Raw genomic sequence first — 20,276 nt, 5'->3', positions numbered from 1 at the left:
ACAGCCTTCCGACAGCGGCTCGGTCCAGGATGGGCGTATGAACGCATGGATGACCGTGGAGGAGCGGGAGAGTTTCCTGGCGGGGACGCGTATCGGCGTGCTGAGCGTGGCCGAGGGGGAGGTGCCGCTGTCGGTGCCCATCTGGTACGGCTACGAGCCCGGCGGCGACATCAGGATCAGCACCCCGGAGGGCAGCCGCAAGCTGCGGGCCGTCCGCGCGGCCGGGCAGGCCGGGTTCACGGTGCAGCAGGAGGCGATGCCGTACAGGTACGTCTCGGTCGAGGGATCCGTCGCCGGCTACGAGGCGACGGATCCGGCGGAGTACCTGGAGTGGTCGATCCGTTATCTCGGTGATGACGACGGACGGCGGTTCTTCCAGGCGATCGAGGAGGGTTTGAGCGGATGGGTCACGGTCCGGCTGCGGCCCGGGAAGTGGCGTACATATGACTTCGGGAAGGAGTTCACGACGGGGTGATGTTGAAGTTGTCGCGGAAGACGTTGCCCGGGTCGTAGCGGCGTTTGAGCGCGCGCAGCCGCTGGAGCGTGGCGTCGGGGTAGGCGTCGTGGAGGCGTTCGGGGCGGGGGTCGGTCTCGAAGTTGATGTACAGGCCGGAGAAGTGCCGCCGCATCCCGTCCCAGGCCTGGTCGAGGCCCCGGCGGCTGGGTCCGAACGCCACGAGCTGGAAGTTCGCGGCCCGGCCCGCGTAGGGGGTCGCGTCCGGGGGCACGTCGGCGACGGCGCCGCCGACCGCGCGGATCTGGAAGAAGTACGTCTGCCCGCTCGCGACCAGCCGTGCCACGTCCGTGGCCAGCTCGGGCGTGAGGTGATCGGCGAGGGCCGAGCGGGTCACCGGCTCGCCCTGCGCGTCGTGCGCGCCCTGCGGGACGTTCATGATCGCCTCGTACGGCACCACCTGGATCGAGTAGTCCAGCAGCGGCGCGGCGGCGGCGAGGGGCTGCAGCCGGTCGATGATCGTCTCGGCGTCGTCCGTGTCCACGACGGTCATGACCTGGGCGAGCAGCGGTTGCCCCGGGCGTGGCTGGCCGATGATGAGGGAGCTGGTCACCTCGCGCGGCGCGGCCTCAAGGGCGGCTCCCCAGCGCTCCAGGAACCCGGCCGTGTCGGTGGCGTCCACGGCGAAGCGGGCGAATCCCACCGGGCCGACCTCGTCCACCTCGAACTCGAACGACGTGACGATGCCGAAGTTGGCGCCCGCGCCGCGTACGCCCCAGAACAGCTCCGCGTTCTCGCTCTCGTCGGCGCGGACGTGCGAGCCGTCGGCCAGGACGAGCTCCACGGCGCGGAGGTGGTCGATGGTGAGGCCGTGCTCGCGTGCCAGCCAGCCGATCCCGCCGGAGGTGGCCAGGCCGCCGACGCCCACGCCGCCGTAGTCGCCGGAGGTGAGCGCCCATCCGTGCGGGGCGAGCGCGGCGGCGACGTCGGTCCAGCGGGCGCCCGGCTCGATGCGGACGCGGCGGGCCGCCTTGTCGAGGATCTCGATGGCGTTGAGGCGGGACACGTCGATGACGATGCCGCCGTTGTTGGTCGAACGGCCGCTGATGCCGTGGCCGCCGCTGCGGATGGACAACTTGACCGGCTGGGCGGCGGCGAAGCGCACGGCCTCGCTCACCTCGCCGGGCGTGCCGGGGCGCAGCACCAGGCCGGGTGATCCGCCGCGCAGGTACGTGGAGCGTACGCGTGCGTATCCGGCGTCCCCGGGTTCGATCGCCGTCCGGGCCAGGGAGGCCGGGATGCCGTCGTAGTCGATGCCGTCACGGCGGTGGCGGCGGACGAAGGTGCTCGGGATCGTGGCGGGCTCGTGGGTGCCGCGGGTCAGGCGTTCACGGGCGACGGCCGCGCGCAGCGCAGGCGCCACGTCGGTGGCGAAGCGCCGCAGGGTGCCGGGGTCGTCCGCTTCCATGAGGAACGTGCTGACCCCTTCGTCGAGGACCATCGGCAGCAGCTCGTCCACCGGCTCACGCCCGGTGACGCGGGCCAGCCGCCGCACCTCACGCGGCTCCCGCCCCGCCGCGACGGCCGCCACGTCGAGGGCCTCCCCGGTGCCCTCGTCTTTGAGCCAGCCGTCCGCCTTCCGGCCGGCGAGCTCCGGGCTCCCGTCGATCCAGATCGGGATGTTGTGCGCCGGAGCCGGGCCACGTTCCGTACCCGCCACCCGATAGTGATCGCCGTCGTAGAACAGCGGCGACCGATCACCGGCCGCCCAGACCCCCCGGATCACGTCGATCGCCTCGCCGTCTTCCGCCAGCAGCAGCGTGACGCGGCCGCCGGAGAGCAGGTCCAGGCCGGCCGCCGCCCGCCCCGTCACGGCCGGAACCGGCCCGGCGGGGACGGCCGCGACGAGCTGAACCCGGCTCGTCCGCCCGGCGACCCAGCTCAGTAACGTCCACGGGTCGAGGGAGCCGGGCGTGTCGCGAAAGGTGACGAGGTCGTAGCCGAGCTCCTCACTCAGCAGCGCCCGCTCGGGCTCGTCCGCCGGAAGGACGGCGCCGAACCACAGCGGATGCCCGTGATCCGCGCTCATCGCTCCCCCGCCACGAGCCGCTCGGCCGCCACGAGCTCCCGTACCGCCGGGGCGACCTCTTCGCCGAACACCCGGATGGTGCCGGGGTCGTCGCCCATGACGATGTAGCCGGAGAAGCCGTGCTCCAAGGTCAGCGCCGCGAGCTGCTCGGCCCACCGCGCGGGCGGCCCGGCCTGGGCGCCGATGTTGAGCAGGCGGCGGATCGCCGCCGGGTCCCGTCCCGCCGCGACCGCGGCCTCGTCGATGATCGTGTTGCCCTCGGCGAGCTGGTCCAGGCTCTTCATGTACGGCAGCGACGGCATCCAGCCATCGGCCTTGGCGCCGATCAGCCGCAACATCCTGGGCTTGTACGCGCCCAGCCAGATCCCGATGTCGTGCGCCGGCGCGGGCCCCCGCTTGGCCCCGTCCACCTGGTAGTACGTCCCCTCCACCCGGAACAGCGACCTGTCGCTCACGTCCCACACCCCGCGAATGACGTCGATGGCCTCGCTCAGCGCGTCCACGGCCTGCCCGGGCGTCAGCCGCCGGCCGCCCATGGCCTCGATCGCGTCCCAGAACCCGCCCGCGCCCAGCCCCAGCTCGAACCGCCCGCCGCTCAGCAGGTCGAGGCTCGCCGCCGCCCTGGCCAGCACGGCGGGCGGGCGCAGCGGCAGGTTGACGACGTTGCCCGACAGGCGGATGCGCTCGGTCCTGGCGGCGACGTACGACAGCAGCGTCCAGGTGTCGAGGAAGGCCGACTGGTAGGGGTGGTCCTGGAAGGTCGCCAGGTCGAGCCCGGCGGCCTCGGACTCCCGCGCCAGGGCGACGACCTGGTGCGGGGCGGCGCTCGCGGGCGAGATGAAGGACCCGAACAGCAGGTCGTGGCCGTAGTCAGGCATGTGCCCTCCAAGGCAAATGTGTTGTGCCGCAGACTATCTCCAAGCCAAACGAGTTGCACAACAGCAAGTTGCCGGAAGACATTCCGCCGTGGGTCAGCGAGGAGCGCCGTCCGACAGCAGTTCCTCGGCCACGTCGCACGGATCGGTGGCGGGCTCGATGTCGCGTACGTCGCAGGCCACCCGCCAGAGCAGCCGCCGCAACGTGTCACGCTCGGCGGCGTCGAGCGAGCCGAGCAGTCCGTCCTCGGCGTCGCGCACGCGCCGCTCAAGATCCTCGAACGCCTCGGCCCCGGCGTCCGTCGCCACGATCCTGCGCTGCCGCCGATCGGCCGGATTCCGCCGCCGCTCCACCAGCCCCGCCCCGGCCAGGTCGTCGATGAGGTACGTCAGCACGGTCCTGTCGATGCCCAGGTGCGCGGCGAGCGCGAGCTGCGTGGGATGGTCGCCGCCCACGACGGCGGCGAGCGTCTGGTAACCACGCGGGCCGTGCGGGAAGTCCCCGATCACCGTGACCACCGAACCTTGGTACGCGCGCAGCAGCACACCGAGGGTCCAGCCGAGATTCTCCCCGTCGCCGCTCATGCGGGCAGCATAGCCGCCCACCCGCCACGGCCCCCTCCGCCGTAGGCGGCGTGCAACGGCGGCACACTCACTCGCCATCGCCCGCCAGAGCGGCTACCGCTTTCTCGAAGGACGGGCGCTGAGACCACGGCCGGTCTTCTCCTGCACGCCGGACGACGCACGCGACCACTCCAACATGGCCTGCCAGACCAACGTCAGTGTGCGCGGTGACGCCTGCGGGAGTCAGAACGCCCTTCCGGGCCTATCGTCGATGAGAGGAGAGAAGGCGGGCCATGAACACGTTGCGGGTACGCATACCCGTCGGCGGCGCCGACGGGCAGGAGCAGCACTTCATCGAGGCCGAGATCGAGCCTGGACCAGGGATCACGCTCGCGTCGAGCGGGGGGAGGCTGACGGAGGCGCCCTGGACGCTGGCCGAGGCGTTCGATCGGATCGGGCCGGCCATCGAGATCATCCTGGGGAAGCTGCGCGCGCAACTGAAGGCGCCGAAAGAGATCGAAGTGGAGTTCGGGCTCACGCTCGGCGGAGAACTCGGGGTGATCTTCACGAAAGGGACGGCGGAGGCGTCTTTCACGGTGAGGGCCACGTGGGGCGATGAGGCGACCTGAGCACGGCATCGTCGAGGCGCTCGGCCGTCACGACGACGTTCCGCGCGGGCCCGGTTTCCTGGTCGGCGAAATCACCGGCGCCGACCTGCGCGCATGTGGTCAACGAGGTGCTGGACAGAGGGGACCCGTCGCGGCCTGCCGGGCGGGTCCTGCTGCGGTACCCGTTCGCCGACGGGGAGATCTCATCGAGCCGGCCGGGGTCTGAGTACGGCGAGGTCTCCTCGTTGTACGGTGCCGCCGCGTACGACACTGGCTTGAAGGCCGAACCGCACCTGATGGACGCGTCCGAGCAGTTTGAGAAGCCGCGTGTCGGACCCCAGGCCCGCGCAGGGCTGGGGCAGGCCGACCATGACGCAACGGGGCATACCGGGACCGATACACAGCTCCACCTGGTCGCCGATGGTGAGGTGGCGGCCCTGCCAGGCGTCCTCGATGAAGTCGTCGCCCTCGACCTCCAGCACGATGTTCGCGCGGAAGCGGGCGATGTCGACGGGTTCGCCGAGCAACCCCTCCAGCTTCCGCACCGCGGCGGTGGTGATGAGGTGGATCGGGGACTCGTCGTGGTGCGGGATGGAGGTTTGACGGCGCAGTCGCAGAGGGCGACCAAGAAGCGTGCTGAGCGTCTGACCGGCCGCCGGGTCGTCGGCGCGATGCTCTCGCCCGTCCGGGAGGACCACCAGCGGCACCTCACCGTCGTCCAGGTGGGCGCGCAGGGCGAGCAGACCGTCGATGCGGCGGAAGCGGCGGGTGGTCTTGCCGCTGCCGATCCCGCCGTCCTCGGTGTAGACCGCCCAGCTCCGGTCTCCGGCGACGCCGGCGGCGGTGATCCGGGCCGACGTCAGCCGCTCGCCGCCCAGAGACTTCACCGGATATCGTGCCAGCTCGACGACCTGGCCCACGTCTTCGCGGGAACTCACCGGTCCTCCGTCGCCGGGCGCGGCCCGAAGCCGGTCAGCGCGGTGGCGGTCGTCGGCGCGTCAGCCGAGATCGGTTGCGGTTGCAGGCCGGTGCCGGACGCTGCGATCTTGGGCAGGTTGGTCAGAGCCGGTGCTCGGTCAGCCATCGTTGGACCTGTTCGGCGTGACCGGCCGGTTCGACCGGGAAGAACACGTGCTCGACCCGGCCGTCCACCACGATGAGGGTCAGCCGGCGATACAACGTCATCTCGCCGACATCGAACGTGGGCAGGCCGAGCGCCGCGGCGAGCATCAGGTGCGGGTCGGCCAGCAGTGGGTACGGCAGCCGCAGCCGGTGCACCACCTCCCGCTGATACCCGCTCGACTGCGCCGACAGCCCGTAGATCCGCGCCGCGCCGGCCTCCAGCAGGTCGGCGTGGTGGTCGCGGAACCCGCACGCCTCCTCGGTACACCCGCGCGCGCCCGGTATCGTCCCCCACCCCTCCGGCAGGTCCACGCCGGGCCGCCCGGTCAGCGGATAGCCGAACAGCACGCTGCGCCCCTGACCGAGCGCTCGTACGCGGACCCGGCTGCCGTCGGTGGCCCTGAGCTCCAGCTCCGGCAGTTCGGCCCCGACGAGCGTGGCCGGATCCACGGCCGCGATGTCCCGCCGCCGGCCGGGCTGCGCCCGCATCGTACGCCGCGCGGCCGCGTCGAGCTCCGCGCGCAGCCCGTCACGCTGTTCGGCGAGCCGCGTGATGCGCTCCTCCAACTGCTGAATGGCCCGCTGGTACGTGGCCAGCGACGCCGGGCACACGTCACCGGATTCGGCGCCGGAATCCAGGCACTCGATGAACGGCCGCGTCTCCTCTACCGACAGGCCCAGCGCCATCAGCGACCGGATCTGCTCGACCTGCCGTACCGCGATCGGGTCGTACTCCCGGTAGCCGTTGGCGCGGCGGCCGGGGACGACCAGGCCGGCCGCCTCGTAGTAGCGCAGTGCGCGCACCGTGACCCCGGTACGCCGCGCCAGCTCGCCCACTCTCACGATCGAAACCATAAACCTGGACCCTGGGGTACAGGTCAACCCCTTCAGCTCAGAGGTGGTAGGTGAAGCCGAAGAGTCCGGCCGCGCCGACCGCGCACACCCCCGAACCGTCCGGGAACCAGGCGCAGTCGTGGAGATCGCCGTCCACCAGGATCGCGCTCTCGCAGGTACGCGTCTCGACGTCCCACACCTGCAGGCACCCCTGCTTGGTGGTGGTGACGAGCCGGGCGCCGTCCGGGGAGAAGGCCACCCCGGTCAGCCATTCGTCCGGGCCGAACCGGGCCGCGCACTCGCCCACCTCGTCACCGCGCAGGTCGAACAGCTCGATGGATCCGAACAGCGTGGCCGCCGCCAGATGGCGGCCGCCGGGGGCGATGGTGAGTGACTCGGCGTGGCCCTCCGTGTCCAGGCCGGGCCCCATCGGGCGCCCTTCCCTGGTCCACAACCGCAGGTCGGAGCCCGCTGAGACGGCCAGCCAGGAGGAGTCCGGTGCGATCGCGACCGCGGTCACCTCCTCCGCGTACGGTCCCAGGACCGTGGTGCCCGGCCCGTCCGGCGTCTGGATCCGTACCGTGTTGGCCACCGCGACGGCCATCCAGGTGCCGTCGGGCGCGATCGCCGCCGACGGCGCGTGCATCAGGGCGCCGGCCTGCGGCGTCTGCTTCGTCCAGCGCACGGTCCCGTCGGGGTCGAACAGGCGGATGCGCGCCTCTGTGTCGCCGGTGATGAGGAACCTGCCGCCGGGGGCGATGGCGACGCTCCACATCCAGTCGTCGGGTCCCTGTTCCCGTACGCTGCCGTCGGGGTTCCACAGGGTGAGACCGCCGGGGCCGGCCGTGGCCAGGTAGGAGCCGTCGTCCGCGACCGCCACCGAACTCAGGGTGCGCCGCCGGTCGCGCGGCTCGCCGGGACCGGCCCGCGGCGCCACGCCGACGTCCCAGACGCGGACCGTACGGTCGCCGGCCGAGACCAGCCGGCGGCCGTCGGGCATGATCACCAGGCCGCTGACGTCCACGGTGTGGGCGGGGAACCGGGCGCGTACCGAGCCGTCGAGGCCCATGATGGCGATGTTCTCGTCGATGTCGGAGACCGCGAGCCAGGTGCCGTCAGGGGCGATGGCCAGGCCCTTGCCGTGGGCGAACACGCCGTCCAGCTCACCGCGCGGGGTTCCGTCGGCGTTCACGAGCAGGATGGTGCCGTGGCCGGACATCAACGCCAGCCACTCCCCTGAGGGCGCGATGGCGACCATGTCGGCACCGCCGTCCTCAACGTCATCAGTGCCGTCGTCCGTGGCGAGGTCTGTGTCGTCGTCCCTGTCGTGGTTCGTGACGATGGTGGCTTTGCGGGTGCCGTCGGGGTGCCACAGCTCGGCGACCTCCCCGCCGACGGCGGCCAGCCAGGTGCCGTCGGGGGCGATGGCGACGCGGTCGTACGTGCCGGCTTCGACGAGGGCGCGTAGTGTGCCGTCGGCCTCCCAGAACGCCAGGAAACCCTCCCCGCCCGCGACCAGCCACGTCCCGTCCGGTGCGATGGCGAGGGTGTTGGGGTCGTCGGGCAGGTCGTCGAGGACGGCGCGCGGCTTTCCGTCGCGTTCCCACAGCCGTACGGTGCCGTCCCAGCTCGCGGTGGCCAGCCAGTCGCCGCCGGGAGCGACGGCCACCGCCGTGACCCGTCCCTCGTGCCCGAGCAGGGCGGGCATGCCGGTGCCGTCCGCCTGCCAGCGCATCACCCGCCCCTGGTCTCCCCCGGCGGCCACCCAGGAGCCGTCCGGGGCCATGGCCAGGTCGGTCATGCGCTCGGACCGGCTGTGGTGGGTACGCAGCAGCGCCGGGTGCTGCAGGTCGGGCGCCGTCCAGCGGGATTCCAGCCACGGCTCGCCCAGCTCCTCCAGCCATCGGCGGGCCTCCTCGCCCTTGCCCGGGGCCGCGTTCAGGCGGGCGGCGAGCGTGGGCAGCAGGTTGAGGCCCTGCTCGCGCGCCGGTTCGAGCAGATGGGACGAACCCGCCAGAATCCGCCCGACCACTTCGACCTGCCCCAGCCTCATCCCGGCGAAGTCAGCCGAAGACCCGGCCGAATGCTCAGGCAGGGATCCGATCAGGGGATCGGCGAAGGAAACGGTGGGGGAATCGACATCGGTCGTAGGGCCGACCACGGCGGAACGGGCCAAGGCAGGACCGGAGCCAGGAGGATCGGTCACGGCCGGCCCGATGACGACGGTGGTCGCAACGGGGCCGACCACGGCGGGACCGGTCACTGCGGGGCCGGCTTCGGCGGGGCTGACCACGGCAGGACCGGTCGGGGCGGAACTGCTCACGGCAGGGCTGATCACGCCGGGGCTGGTCACCGCAGGGCTGATCACGCCGGGGCTGGTCACCGCAGGGCTGGTCACGGCAGGGCTGGTTTCGGTGGGGCTGGTTTCGGTGGGGGTGGTTTTCGGGGGGTGGAGGGCCCTGGTGAGGTCGGACAGGGTTGCGGTCAGGCCGGACTGTTGGAGGCGCATGGAGAGCCACGACGCGTCGCAGACCAGTTCCTCCAGCAGTTCCCGGTCCCCCGCCTCGGCGTACAGGCGGGCGAGGTTGCGGAGCATCCACTCGCCGGTGCCCGGCAGGTCGCCCCACCCGTCCGGGGTCTGGCTCGGGGAGCCGTCGATCAGGGCCTGGCGCGCCCGCTCCAGCCCCTCGGGCCCGAGGAGTTCGCGGACGCGAGCGCTCACGGCGGTCGCGAGCAGCAGCACCGGATGGTCGGTACGCCGTCTGACCAGCGACATCCCCTCCAGCCTGGCGATGAGCGCGCCGATCCGGCCGCCCGTCGTGCTCTCACCGGCGCTCCACATCATGGCCGCCACCCCGATGGGTACGGCCTCCCCCGCCTCGAACACGCCGAGCCGCAGGAACCGTTCGGCGGCGGCCGGGTCCACCATGCGCAGCCAGTCGACCGCGTGATCCACGATCGCCCCGATCAGGACCGCGCGGGAGGCGGGATCGGTCAGGTCCACGCCGGAGGGCAGCCGGGCGGCCAGGCGCGACGCCGCCTCCGTGGCCGCCTCTCCCGTCACGACCTGGCTGGCCAGCGTGCCGTGGATCAGGCCGAGGGCCAGCGGCCAGCCGCCGGTGGGCGCCGCCAGCCGACCGGCCGTACCCTCGTCCAGCGCGGGCAGGTCACGGCGCAGCAGTGCCGCGCTCTCCGAAGGCGGCATCGGCCCGACGGGCACCGTGATCGCGAATTCGAGGTCCGCCTCGGCGGCCCTGGCGGTGACCAGCCACGTACATCCCGGCATCGCGAACGCCAGCGACACGACCATCCCGGCATGCGCCAGCCCGTCGATCACCATCAGCCGGGCGGACGGCTTGAAGATCTCCTCCTGGAGCAGCCGATACACCGCCGCCTCGTCATGGGCCAGCTCCAGCGGGTCGAGCCTGCCCATCCACGAGTACGGCTCCAGCTCCTCCCCGTTCAGATGCTCCAGAACCCTCCCCAGCTCCTCCGCCCACTCCTCCGGGTGGGCCCCACCGGAGGACACCCAGCCGATCCCCTCGGGAAAACGCTCCACCACCTCGGGACGGCGCACCGCGGCCGCGGCGGCGGCGGTCAGGCCCAGCCCTTCGACGCCGGCCACCTCGGGAACGACCACCACCAGCCCGCTCTCCCCCGAGGTGAGCGCGGTCACGAGCCGGTCCACCACCTCGGGCCGCTCGATCCATCCCGCCGTGCCGGGAATCGCCCCCGCCATGTACGCCTCCTCCTGGCCGCCGTCTTCCCGATCAACGACCCGGTGCCCGGGGAAAGTTGCCTGCTGAGCGACGCTTCGCAAAACGCTGAAGCGTGACGGTACGCTTCCCGGCCGCTACTAACCTGGCGTCCCATGACGTACGGCCCCCACCCTCAGCGGCAACCCCCGTTCAACGCCCCGTATCCACCTCAGCAGATGCCCCACCAGCCTCCCGCCTACGGGCCGCAGCCCGTTGTGATCGACGTGGGCGGGGATGCCAAGGTCAAGGCGGTGATCGGCGGGTCCGTCGCCGGGGTGATCGGGCTGTTCGCGATCTTCTCCGCTCTCGGCGGGCTGACCACGGGCGGCGCGGGCGGCGCGATCGCGGGCGGCGTGCTGGGGCTGCTCTTCCTGTTCATCGGCCTGCTGCCGATCATCACCTGGAAGAAGCTGAGCCGGCCGCGCAAGCTGGTCTTCGACGGCTTCGGCGTGCGCTGGGACGATCCGCAGGGGCGGCCGTGGGCGGTGGCGTGGACGGAGCTGTCCGGGGTGGGCATCTCGCGTACGCAGCAGCGCCGGGTCAAACCGGCCGACTACCTGATCCGCAAGACGATGGTCCGGCTCGACCTGTTCCCCGGCGACCAGGGCTTCCGGCAGCGGCATCCGGAGATGGAGCACCTGTGGGAGTTCCACACGGTCAAGAACGGCTACCGGTTGCCGCTGGGCTCGAACCCGAAGTACATCCCGGTCATCGAGCGCGCGATGGGGCAGTACCGGCCGGGCGCCTATCTCGGGGTGAAGGACGAGGGGTTCATGGTGGGGCTGGTCTGACGTCTGCCGGGTGTCATTCGCGGCTCGGTGAGACGAGGCCGGTCTCGTACGCCAGGACGACCGCCTGGGCACGGTCGCGCAGGGCGAGCTTGGCGAAGATGCGGGCGACGTGGGTCTTCACGGTGGCCTCGCTGAGGGTGAGCGCGTACGCCAGCTCGGCGTTGGACAGGCCCTTGCCCATGAGCGTCAGGACCTCCAGCTCGCGCGGCGTCAGCGCGGCGAGGTCGCCGTGGATCGGCCGTGGGCCCGGCGCGCGGTCGGCGGCGGCGAAGCGCTCGACGAGGCGGCGGGTGATCGAGGGGGCCAGGAGCGCGTCGCCGGTGTCGACCAGGCGTACGGCGGCCGCGAGGTGTTCGGGGGTGACGTCCTTGAGCAGGAAGCCGCTGGCGCCGAGGGCGAGGGCGGCGTAGACGTACCGGTCGAGGTCGAACGTGGTCAGCATGATCACGCGGCAGGCCGGGGACTGGGCGAGCACCCGCCGGGCCGCCTCCAGGCCGTCCATGCCGGGCATGCGGATGTCCATCAGGACGACGTCGGGGGCGAGCCTGAGCGTCTCGGCCACCGCGTCGGCGCCGTTGGCCGCCTCGCCCACGACGTCGATGCCGCGCGCGGTCAGGATGAGCCGGAAACCGGCCCGTACCAGCTCCTGGTCATCGGCGATCAGCACCCGGGGTCCCGCCGTCACGGCCGCTCCAGGGGAATCCGGACACGCACCTGCGGCCCCGTTGTCACGGCCGCTCCAGAGGGATGCGGGCGCGGACGCGGAAGCCGCCGCCGAGGCGCCGCCGGGCGTCCAGGTCGCCGCCGTAGACGGCGACCCGTTCCCGCAATCCCAGCAGCCCCCGCCCGGCCCCGCGCGCCGGCACCTCACCGCCGTCCGGCGACCCGCCCGAAAGACCGTCCGAGCGGCCGCGTGGTGCTCTTTCGTCGCCGAACAGGCCGCCCCTTGGTGCGAGGGCGGCGCCGGTGAGGACGCTGGGGCCGGTGTTGAGGACCTCCACCCGCAGGTACTGGTCGGTGTAGCGCACGGTCACCGCCGCCTCACCCCCGTCGCCGTGCTTGAGCGCGTTCGTCAGCGCCTCCTGCACGATCCGGTACGCCGTCACATCCACCCCGGCCGGCACCGGCCGCGGCTCCCCCGAGATCCGTACCTCCACCGGCAGCCCCGCGAACGCGATCCGGTCCGCCAGCGCCCCGAGCTGTCCCAGACCAGGCTGAGGCGCCAGGTCGTCGCCGGCCGGCGGGTCGGTCCCGTCCTGGGCGGGGGCCAGCAGGCCGAGCAGGTGCCGCAGCTCGGTCATCGCGTCCCGCCCCGCCGCCTCGACGGCCTTGAGCGCGGTCTCGGCCGTGCCCGGCATCGTGGGCAGCACCTCGCGGGCGGCCCCGGCCTGGACGACCATGAGGCTCACGTTGTGGCTGACGATGTCGTGCAGCTCCGCCGCGATCCTGGCCCGCTCGGCGTCCACGGCCGACCGGGCGGCCCGTTCGCGCTCGCGTTCCAGCAGCCGCCCCTGCTCCGCCAGTGCCGCCCGGTAGCGCCGCCGAGTCCGTACGAGCGCCACCGCCAGCCACCCCGCGGCCCCGCACGCCGGCCCGAGGGCGGCGATCAGCCATTCCTGCACCCGATCATCTTCCCGCCCGACAGCGCTGAGCACATCCTCCCGAAGCCGTACATCCAGGGGATGACAGCGAGGATGACTCGGCGCAGAGTGGCTCTTGAACGGAGATCTCAAAGCACCACGAAGGAGGAAAGCATGCCCGCGACCCACCACGCAGAGCACGTCGGCAGCCTCCTGCGCCCGCCCGAGCTGCTCCAGGCCCGGCAGGCGCGCGAGCGCGGCGAGATGAGCGACGAGGAACTGGTCAAGCTGGAGGACGACGCGGCGCTGGCCGCGATCGAGGTCCAGCGCGAGGCCGGCATCGAGGTCTTCACGGACGGCGAGGTACGGCGGGCCACCTGGATGGCCGGCCTGCTGGAGTCGCTCGGCGGGGTGGTGCCCGTCCCGCCGCCCTCCCCGGTCTGGTACCGGAACGGCGGCGAGACGGTGCCGGCCGAGGAGACCACCTTCGACATGGTGGCCGCGAACGCCAAGGTCACCCAGAAGACGAACCTCACCGCGATCGAGGCGGAGTTCCTCGCCCGGCACGCCCCCGGCCAGTTCAAGATCACCATGATGAGCTCCTCGATGGGCAACCTGCTGTGGCGGCCCGAACTCAGCCGGGAGGTGTACGCCACGCCCGACGACCTGGTCCGTGATCTGGCCGCCCTGCGGATCAAGGAGATCGAGGGCCTCCTGGAGCGCGGGGTGAGCTGGATCCAGCTCGACTCGCTGAGCTACAACAACGTGATCGATCCGGAGTTCCGTACCCGGTTGCTGGGCCCGGCTGCGCCCACCGGGGAGGCCGTGCTCGACATGGCGGTCACGATCGACGCCGAGCTGGTGCGCGCGACCAAGCGGATGAATCCGGACGTCACGGTCGGCCTGCACATCTGCCGGGGCAACAACCGCAGCGCGTGGATGTCCAAGGGCGGCTACGAGCCGATCGCCGAGCGGCTGTTCGGTGAGGTGCCGGTGGACCGGTTCCTGCTGGAGTACGACACCGAGCGGGCGGGCGGGTTCGAGCCGCTGCGCTTCGTCCCCGATGGCACGACCGTGGTCCTCGGGCTGGTCTCCTCCAAGGTTCCCCGGCTCGAACCGCAGGACGAGCTGCGCCGCCGGATCGACGAGGCGGCCGCGTACGTGCCGCTGGAGAACCTGGCGCTCAGCCCGCAGTGCGGCTTCGCCTCGACGGCGCGGGGCAACCTGCTCACCGTGGACGAGGAGCGCCGCAAGCTGGCGCACGTGGCCGAGACCGCCGCGCTGGTCTGGGGCTGAAACCCCGTGAAAAAGGGGCCCGCCGTGACAGCGGCGGGCCCCTGAACAGGCGTCAGCCGGTCTCCTCCAGCACCAGCACGTCCCACGGCCCGAGCCGCAGCTCCGCCCCGGCCGCGTGAGGGGTGTCGCCGAGCACGTCGCGCACGGGTACGGGCACCGCGACCGCCGTCTCGTCCCACGTCCAGTTGTGCAGGAAGCGCACCCGCCGCCCGTCCGCCGCCGTGGCACCGGTCGAGGTGACGCCGGCCGGCATCGACGCCCACGGCCCGGCGGCCGGGGCCAGCCAGCGGAACAGGGCCTCGCCCAGCACCGCGTTGGGAAGAGTGCCCACATAGGTGATGCGGCCCTGCCCGTGCGCCCGGGTGGTGATCGCGGCGAACCGCCCGAAATGGGGGTGCCGGTAGCCGGCCAGCACGTCGGCCTCCTCGGCGTGCAGCCCATCGGCCCAGCGGGTGCCCGCCGCGTCCGGGGGCAGCGTCAGGGACGAGCCCTCGAGAGCGTGCACGGGCAGGTCGGCGGACAGGTTGCTGAACTCGTCGTACCAGGCCCCGGCGGCGTCGGCGAAGCCGGCCGGCTGCACGTCGCGGCGGGCGCGGGCCTCGTGGTCGGCGTAGCAGGAGCGCGGCCCCAGCACCAGGTGACCGCCCGCGGCCGCGTACGCCCGCAGCCAGTCCAGGGTGGCGTCGTCGGTGACGTAGAGGCCGGCGGCGATTAGCACCGGCTGCCGGGCCGCGACCTCGGCCGGATCCTGCGCGACCGCCTGCCCAGCGTGCAGCAGCCGCACCTGGAGCCCGGCGTCGAACGCGCCGCGGTAGAACGGGTCGAACAGGCCCTGGTAGGACCGCTGGTCAGGCCCGGCCCCGTCGGCCAGCGCGGGCTGTGCGGCCAGGGCCCACTTGCTCGGCGTGGAGTAGATCATCAGCACGTCGGCGTCGGGGGTGAGACCCGCGACCAGGTCGCCCGCCCGTTCCAGCTCGCCACCGATCCGGGCCAGCTCCCGGTACGTGCGCCCCGGCCGCCCGCTGTGCGGCAGCACGCCGCCCCAGTACGTCTCGGTGCCGAACACCAGTGTCCGCCACTGCCAGTACTCGATCATGCTCGCCCCGCGCGACACCAGCGCCCAGGCGGCCTGCCGCCACTGCCCGTCATAGGCGGGCTGGTTGTGCCAGGGCCCGCCGATGGCCTGCGCGTTGGTCTCGGTGACCAGGAACGGCTCCTGCCGCGAGGCGAACATGCGGTCGGCCACCAGGTAGAACGCCCACGTGTCGTGCGTCATCCAGTGCTGCGAGGCGTCCTGCCCGGCCGGAAGGGCGAGCCCGTCCTGCATGACGTAGTACGGGTTGCCGGCGGTGACGTCGAGATGCCGCGTCAGCTCCTCGTCCGCCACGCCGGGCCGGTCGTAGGAGATGCACGTGGTCACGAACTGCCCGGGCTTGGCGTACTCCCGGACGATGTCGGCCTCCCAGTTGATGAACGCGGTCACCTGCTCGGCCTGGAAACGCCGCCACGCCTGCTCGTACTGGGGCTGGGCGTTGCCCTCCGGCGTCCAGAGGTCGGCCCAGCCGGACAGCCGGTGCGACCAGTAGACCAGGCCCCACTCGCGGTTGAGCGTCTCCACGTCGCCGTACCGGCCGCGCAGGTCGTCGACGAACCGCTGGAAGACGCCGTGGTTGTACAGCAGGTGCGGGCCGGGCTCGTTGTCGACCTGGTAGCCGATGATCGACGGATGGCCGGCGTAGCGTCCGACGACCTTGCGGATGATCCGCTCGGCGTGGAAGCGGAACGCGGGGTGCGTGAAGTCCATCTCCTGGCGGGCACCCCAGCCGATGCGCCGCCCCGTGCTCCGCTCGCCCGCGATCTCCGGGTAGAGCCGGGCCAGCCACGGCGGCACCGCGTACGTCGGCGTGCCGAGGATGACCCCGATGCCGCGCTCGTACGCCCCGTCCAGGGCCGGCTCCAGCCAGTCGAGGTCGAACCGGCCGTTCTCGGGCTCCCAGGTGGACCAGACCGACTCCCCGACCCTGATCACCGAGAAGCCCGCGTCCGCCATCAGGTCGAGGTCGGTCTTGAGCAGTTCGGTGGGGTGGTATTCAGGGTAGTAGGCGGCACCGAAGAGGACTCGCTGCACAGATGTTCCTTTCATTGTTTGACTCCGCCGGCGGTCAGGCCGCTCTGCCAGTAGCGCTGCAGCATCAGGAACGCCGCGACCAGCGGGATGATCGACAGCAGCGAGCCGGTGACGACCATCGGAATGACGTCACCGCTCGCCCCGCCGCCCATCGTCGCCTGCGCGGCCCAGTTGGCCAGGCCGACGGTGACCGGGTAGAGGGAAGGGTCGTTGAGCATGATCAACGGCAGGAAGTAGTTGTTCCAGGTGGCGACGAGCGTGAAGAGCAGCACGGTGACGAATCCGGGCGCGAGCAGGCGCATCACGACCTGCCAGAAGATCCGGAACTCGCCCGCGCCGTCGATGCGCGCCGCTTCGAGGAGGCTGTCGGGCACCGCGTCGTCGGCGTAGACGCGCATCAGGTAGAGGCCGAACGGGTTCACCAATGAGGGCAGGATGATCGCCCACGGCGTGTTCACCAGCCCGCCCTGGGCGAAGATCAGGTACGTGGGGATCGCCAGCGCCGTGCTCGGCACCATGATGGCCCCCAGCACCACGCCGAACATCGGCCGGTTGCCGCGGAAGCCGAACTTGGCGAACCCGTACCCGCCCAGCGCCGCCAGCAGCGCCGCGCCGCCGGCGCTGACGACGGAGTACAGCGCGGTGTTGAGCAGCCAGCGGCCGTAGACGCCGTTCTCGGTGGTGAACACCTCCCGCAGGTTCGACGGCAGCGCGAAGTCGTCGGCGAACCAGAGGCCGAAGCTGCCGAACAGGCCGGCCGTGGTCTTCGTCGAGGCCACGACCAGCCAGAACAGTGGCAGCAGGAAGTAGACGAGGAAGGCCAGCATGCCGAGGGTCAGCAGGGGGCTGCGGCGCCCGGCCGCCCTCGCGGGGGCGGTCATGGCCGGTTCCGGTTGACGGCGAGCTGGACGGTGTACGAGACGACGACGATGATCAGGCCCAGCAGGAACGAGACGGCGGCGGCGTAGTTGACGTCCTGGCTGGTGAAGGCCAGCGAGTACGCGTACAGGTTCGGGGTGTAGGCGCTGTCGATGACGTTCGGGGCCAGGCGTTGCAGCAGTTGCGGCTCGTTGAAGAGCTGGAAGCTGCCGATGACGGAGAAGATCAGGGCCAGCAGCAGGGCGGGCCGCAGCGCGGGCACCTTGACGCTCCAGGCCGTCCGCCAGGCTCCGGCGCCGTCGACCGCGGCGGCCTCGTACAGCTCGGGCGGGACGGCGCGGAGGGCGGCGTACAGGATGATCATGTTGTAGCCGGCGAACTCCCAGGTGACGACGTTGGCGATCGAGCCGAGCATGAAGTCCTCGCCGAGCAGGTTGGGGGCCGGCAGGCCCAGCGCGCCGGCGAGCTGGGCGATGGGGCCGAACTCGGGGCCGTACAGGTAGCCCCACATGAGCGCCGCGACGACGCTGGGCACCGCGTACGGGACGAAGATGCCCAGCCGGATGAAGCGGGAGAGCCACATCATGCCGCTGTCCAGCGCGAGCGCGAACAGCAGCCCGAGCCCCAGCATGATCGGGACCTGGACGAGGAAGAACCTGACCACTCGCAGCACGCCGCCGAGCAGCCGTTCGTCCCCCAGCGCGCGCACGTAGTTGTCCAGGCCGACGAACGTGGTGCCGCCGATGAGCTGCTCCTTGAACAGGCTCAGATAGCCCGCGTACGCCAGCGGCACCACCAGCATGGCGACGAACACGATCATGAAGGGCGCGACAAAGAGGTAGCCCGCCCTGACGCGGTGCCCGCTCACTTGGCGACCTTGAAGCCCTGGCTCTCCGCGTACGTGGTGATCCGCTGCTGCCACTGGTCGAGCGCGGCCACCGGATCGGTCTTGTCGGCCAGGGACTTGCCCACGGTCTCGTCCCAGTCGTTGACCGTCTGGTCCAGGAAGGGCGGCCAGGTGAAGTCCTTGGTCACGGTGTCGCTGATCCCGGCGAAGACCTGGTTGACGGCCTGGCCGCCGTAGAACTCCGGCTTCCGGTCGACGAACGACTTGTCCGACAGCAGCGCCTTGGTCGGCGGGAAGAGGAACTGCTCGTTCGCCATCATCGTGGTCGACTCGGGGTCGGTGTTGAGGAACTCGGCGAACTTGGCGGCCGCGATGGGGTTCTTCGTCGTCTTGATCACGGCGCTGGTGGAGCCGCCCCAGTTGCCCGCCTTGTTCTCGCCGGCCGCCCACTGCGGCAGCGGCGCGGCCCGCCACTTGCCGCTGGTGTCCTTGGCGCTGGTGGACAGGAACACCGGCCCCCAGGCGGCGGTCAGCCAGGTGGCGTACTTGCCCTTGTTGAGCGCTTGGTACCACTGGTCGGTGAAGTCGGGATCGGTGGCGACGACACCCTCCTTGACCAGGCCGCCCCAGTAGGCGCCGAGCTTCTTGGAGACCTCGTCGTTAACGCTAACATCGATCTGCTCGGCAGTGGCCATCTGGAACGGCTTCGCTCCGGCCTGCCACAGCAGCCCCATCCAGGCGCCGTTCTGGTTCCCGGCCAGGTTCGTCAGATAGACGTCGGGGTCGGCGGCGTGCAGCTTCCTGGCGGCGGCCGCGAACTCCTCCCACGTCTTGGGCGGCTCGATGCCGTGCTCGTCGAAGATGTCCTTGCGGTAGAGCATCCCCATCGGCCCGGTGTCCTGCGGGATGGCCCACACCTCGCCGTTCCGGCCGGTGACCTGGGCCCAGGTCCACTCGACGAACTTGTCCTTGAGCGCCTCGGCGCCGTAGGGCCGCAGGTCGAGCAGGCTCTCGGTGATGGTGAAGGTGGGGATGTACTGGAACTCGATCTGCACGACGTCCGGCGCGCCGCTGCCGGCCTTCAGCGCGGTGCGCAGCTTGGTGTACTGCGGCTCGCCCTGCCCGGCGTTGACCACCTTGACGTCGATCGCCGGATACTTCTTCTCGAACAGCGCCACCTCCTTCTCGATGCCCGGGACCCAGGTCCAGAACGTGAGCTCGGTGGGGGTCTGGAGGGCCTTGTCGACATCGGCTCCAGCCGGCTTCTCCGCGGGCCGGCCTCCTCCGCCGCAGCCGGCCAGGAACAGGACGGCGGTGGTTGCGGCGGCGAGCCACCGAGATCGTGGCATGGTCATGTTCTCTCCTTGGGGGGTGCGGTGGAGTGACGCACGATCAGTTCCGCCGGCAGATCGTCGTTGACGACGGCCCCCGAGCCGTTCTCGATCTCGCCGGCCAGCAGGGTCAGGCCGTGGGCGGCGATGGCCTCGAAGTCCTGGCGGACGGTGGTCAGCGGCGGTGAGAGGTACGGCGCGGACGGGATGTCGTCCATGCCCACGACGCTCACCTCGTCCGGCACCGGGCGGCCGGCCTCGGCCATCGCGCGCAGCAGGCCGATCGCCATGTCGTCGTTGGCCACGAACACCGCCGTGACCTCGGGGTCCGCGGCCAGCACGCGGCCGGCGGCGTAGCCGGAGGCGGGCGTCCAGTCCCCCGTGAGGTGCGGCGGCTCCGCGGCGCCCGCGGCGGCCAGGGCCTCCCGCCAGCCGCGCAGCCGGTCACCCGCGGTGAACCAGCGCTCCGGGCCCGCGACGTGCCACACGGTACGGTGCCCGAGCCCGAGCAGGTGCTCGGTGGCCAGCCGGCCGGAATCGACGCCGAGGGCGCCGCCGACCACCACGCGCGGCCCGCTCACGCCGGGGATGTGGCTGAAGCTGAGCACGGGCACGTCGGGGTCGATGCGCAGCGGCCGGCCCTCGTCGATGGGCTCGGACAGCACGATGCCGTCGACGCCCTGGTCGAGCAGGGATTCGACGGCGGTCATCACGTTGCCCGCCTCGCCCTCAAGGGTGTTGACGACGCTGAGCGAGTAGCCGATCTTCCTGGCGTGCCGTTCGAGGGCGACGAGCATCGACGACGGGCCGTACAGGGAACTGCCCAGGGAGGCGACGCCGATACGGTGGAAACGGCCCAGGTTGAGCGCGCGGGCGGCGGTGTTGCGGCGGTAGCCGAGCTCGCGGGCGGCCTCCAGCACGCGTTCGCGGACCTCCGCGCTGACGTACTGCTCGCCGTTCATCACCCGGGAGACGGTCTTCTGCGACACGCCCGCGCGGCGGGCGACGTCGACGCTTCCGGGCGGCCTGCGCCTGAGCTCGGACATCGGGGCGGCTCCTCGCGCCTGACTACGTAGTCAGGTGCCTTTCACTGTCACCATCGCGTGCCCGGATTGTCAAG

17 protein-coding genes and 1 pseudogene are annotated in these 20,276 nt (G+C 71.7%); 4 read left to right on the top strand and 14 right to left on the bottom strand.

The features are described 5' to 3' along the window. Positions 1–37 precede the first annotated feature (37 nt). Positions 38–475 carry a pyridoxamine 5'-phosphate oxidase family protein gene (locus C4V41_RS39760; RefSeq protein WP_103961157.1) on the top strand — a complete coding sequence of 146 codons (438 nt, stop codon included), beginning with the start codon at positions 38–40 and terminating at the stop codon, positions 473–475. Here C4V41_RS39760 and C4V41_RS39755 read toward each other — a convergent pair. The 3 genes and pseudogenes from C4V41_RS39755 to C4V41_RS39745 form a co-directional block, all read right to left on the bottom strand. After that, the gene (locus C4V41_RS39755) at positions 462–2,543 is read right to left on the bottom strand and encodes an LLM class flavin-dependent oxidoreductase (protein ID WP_103961156.1); all 2,082 of its coding nucleotides are present in this window, start codon (positions 2,541–2,543) and stop codon (positions 462–464) included. The two genes, C4V41_RS39760 and C4V41_RS39755, sit on opposite strands and share 14 nt — an antisense overlap. Before the next feature lie 5 nt (positions 2,544–2,548). Further along, positions 2,549–3,421: pseudogene (locus C4V41_RS39750) on the bottom strand (LLM class flavin-dependent oxidoreductase); the annotation flags it as partial. Positions 3,422–3,514: 93 nt separating this feature from the next. After that, positions 3,515–4,003 (bottom strand): MarR family winged helix-turn-helix transcriptional regulator, encoded by a 489-nt coding sequence (locus C4V41_RS39745; RefSeq protein ID WP_103961154.1) that lies wholly within the window; start codon positions 4,001–4,003, stop codon positions 3,515–3,517. A gap of 272 nt (positions 4,004–4,275) precedes the next feature. Between C4V41_RS39745 and C4V41_RS39740 the strand changes: the two genes are divergently transcribed. After that, positions 4,276–4,611, top strand: a complete 336-nt coding sequence (locus C4V41_RS39740; protein ID WP_103961153.1) for a CU044_2847 family protein — start codon at positions 4,276–4,278, stop codon at positions 4,609–4,611. A gap of 182 nt (positions 4,612–4,793) precedes the next feature. Here the strand turns inward: C4V41_RS39740 and C4V41_RS39735 are convergent, their stop codons facing one another. Genes C4V41_RS39735 through C4V41_RS65535 form a run of 4 tightly spaced genes read right to left on the bottom strand, consistent with a single transcriptional unit; the run spans position 4,794 to position 10,285 of the window. Further along, the gene (locus C4V41_RS39735; protein WP_103961152.1) at positions 4,794–5,528 is read right to left on the bottom strand and encodes an MOSC domain-containing protein; all 735 of its coding nucleotides are present in this window, start codon (positions 5,526–5,528) and stop codon (positions 4,794–4,796) included. Continuing rightward, complete coding sequence (locus C4V41_RS62280) at positions 5,525–5,674, bottom strand: hypothetical protein (protein WP_160150546.1); 150 nt, start codon at positions 5,672–5,674, stop codon at positions 5,525–5,527. The genes C4V41_RS39735 and C4V41_RS62280 overlap by 4 nt, the downstream gene beginning before the upstream one ends. Then, entirely contained in the window at positions 5,650–6,555 is a 906-nt protein-coding gene (locus C4V41_RS39730) for a MerR family transcriptional regulator (protein WP_200824531.1), read from the bottom strand. The genes C4V41_RS62280 and C4V41_RS39730 overlap by 25 nt, the downstream gene beginning before the upstream one ends. A gap of 49 nt (positions 6,556–6,604) precedes the next feature. Then, a complete protein-coding gene (locus C4V41_RS65535; protein ID WP_103961150.1) occupies positions 6,605–10,285 on the bottom strand; it encodes a WD40 repeat domain-containing protein in 3,681 nt (1,226 codons plus the stop codon). Between the two features lie 132 nt (positions 10,286–10,417). Here C4V41_RS65535 and C4V41_RS39720 point away from each other — a divergent pair, with 132 nt between their 5' ends. Then, on the top strand, positions 10,418–11,095 hold the full coding sequence (locus tag C4V41_RS39720) for a hypothetical protein (RefSeq protein ID WP_200824530.1): 678 nt from the start codon (positions 10,418–10,420) through the stop codon (positions 11,093–11,095). Positions 11,096–11,108: 13 nt separating this feature from the next. On the opposite strand, the gene C4V41_RS39715 is transcribed toward C4V41_RS39720, so the two are convergent. Continuing rightward, a complete protein-coding gene (locus tag C4V41_RS39715; protein ID WP_103961148.1) occupies positions 11,109–11,780 on the bottom strand; it encodes a response regulator in 672 nt (223 codons plus the stop codon). 43 nt (positions 11,781–11,823) lie between these two features. Further along, entirely contained in the window at positions 11,824–12,717 is an 894-nt protein-coding gene (locus C4V41_RS39710) for a sensor histidine kinase (RefSeq protein ID WP_103961147.1), read from the bottom strand. A 132-nt stretch (positions 12,718–12,849) separates the two neighbouring features. On the opposite strand from C4V41_RS39710, the gene C4V41_RS39705 reads away from it, so the two are divergent. Then, entirely contained in the window at positions 12,850–13,971 is a 1,122-nt protein-coding gene (locus C4V41_RS39705) for a cobalamin-independent methionine synthase II family protein (protein WP_103961146.1), read from the top strand. Between the two features lie 52 nt (positions 13,972–14,023). Here C4V41_RS39705 and C4V41_RS39700 read toward each other — a convergent pair whose 3' ends face one another. From C4V41_RS39700 to C4V41_RS39680, 5 genes are read right to left on the bottom strand one after another with little or no spacing between them, the layout of a single operon-like run. After that, the gene (locus tag C4V41_RS39700) at positions 14,024–16,099 is read right to left on the bottom strand and encodes a beta-galactosidase (protein WP_200824529.1); all 2,076 of its coding nucleotides are present in this window, start codon (positions 16,097–16,099) and stop codon (positions 14,024–14,026) included. 11 nt (positions 16,100–16,110) lie between these two features. Continuing rightward, positions 16,111–16,980: a carbohydrate ABC transporter permease gene (locus C4V41_RS39695; RefSeq protein WP_200824528.1), complete on the bottom strand. Its 870-nt coding sequence runs from the start codon at positions 16,978–16,980 to the stop codon at positions 16,111–16,113. Further along, positions 16,977–17,846, bottom strand: a complete 870-nt coding sequence (locus C4V41_RS39690; protein WP_235030667.1) for a carbohydrate ABC transporter permease — start codon at positions 17,844–17,846, stop codon at positions 16,977–16,979. Before C4V41_RS39690 ends, C4V41_RS39695 begins: the two co-directional genes overlap by 4 nt. Continuing rightward, the gene (locus C4V41_RS39685; protein ID WP_103961144.1) at positions 17,843–19,180 is read right to left on the bottom strand and encodes an ABC transporter substrate-binding protein; all 1,338 of its coding nucleotides are present in this window, start codon (positions 19,178–19,180) and stop codon (positions 17,843–17,845) included. The genes C4V41_RS39690 and C4V41_RS39685 overlap by 4 nt, the downstream gene beginning before the upstream one ends. Beyond that, entirely contained in the window at positions 19,177–20,202 is a 1,026-nt protein-coding gene (locus tag C4V41_RS39680) for a LacI family DNA-binding transcriptional regulator (protein WP_103961143.1), read from the bottom strand. The genes C4V41_RS39685 and C4V41_RS39680 overlap by 4 nt, the downstream gene beginning before the upstream one ends. Between the last annotated feature and the right edge of the window lie 74 nt (positions 20,203–20,276).

This window comes from Nonomuraea solani (assembly GCF_900108335.1).
Classification (GTDB): domain Bacteria; phylum Actinomycetota; class Actinomycetes; order Streptosporangiales; family Streptosporangiaceae; genus Nonomuraea; species Nonomuraea solani.
Note: the sequence above shows the minus strand (reverse complement) of the source record. Positions and strands in the feature narration are given on the sequence as shown.

Coding starts and splice junctions, on each gene's coding strand:
- C4V41_RS39760 (WP_103961157.1), top strand. CDS start 38: ATGAACGCATGGATGACCGTGGAGGAGCGGGAGAGTTTCCTGGCGGGG.
- C4V41_RS39755 (WP_103961156.1), bottom strand. CDS start 2,543: ATGAGCGCGGATCACGGGCATCCGCTGTGGTTCGGCGCCGTCCTTCCG.
- C4V41_RS39745 (WP_103961154.1), bottom strand. CDS start 4,003: ATGAGCGGCGACGGGGAGAATCTCGGCTGGACCCTCGGTGTGCTGCTG.
- C4V41_RS39740 (WP_103961153.1), top strand. CDS start 4,276: ATGAACACGTTGCGGGTACGCATACCCGTCGGCGGCGCCGACGGGCAG.
- C4V41_RS62280 (WP_160150546.1), bottom strand. CDS start 5,674: ATGGCTGACCGAGCACCGGCTCTGACCAACCTGCCCAAGATCGCAGCG.
- C4V41_RS65535 (WP_103961150.1), bottom strand. CDS start 10,285: ATGGCGGGGGCGATTCCCGGCACGGCGGGATGGATCGAGCGGCCCGAG.
- C4V41_RS39720 (WP_200824530.1), top strand. CDS start 10,418: ATGACGTACGGCCCCCACCCTCAGCGGCAACCCCCGTTCAACGCCCCG.
- C4V41_RS39705 (WP_103961146.1), top strand. CDS start 12,850: ATGCCCGCGACCCACCACGCAGAGCACGTCGGCAGCCTCCTGCGCCCG.
- C4V41_RS39695 (WP_200824528.1), bottom strand. CDS start 16,980: ATGACCGCCCCCGCGAGGGCGGCCGGGCGCCGCAGCCCCCTGCTGACC.
- C4V41_RS39685 (WP_103961144.1), bottom strand. CDS start 19,180: ATGACCATGCCACGATCTCGGTGGCTCGCCGCCGCAACCACCGCCGTC.
- C4V41_RS39680 (WP_103961143.1), bottom strand. CDS start 20,202: ATGTCCGAGCTCAGGCGCAGGCCGCCCGGAAGCGTCGACGTCGCCCGC.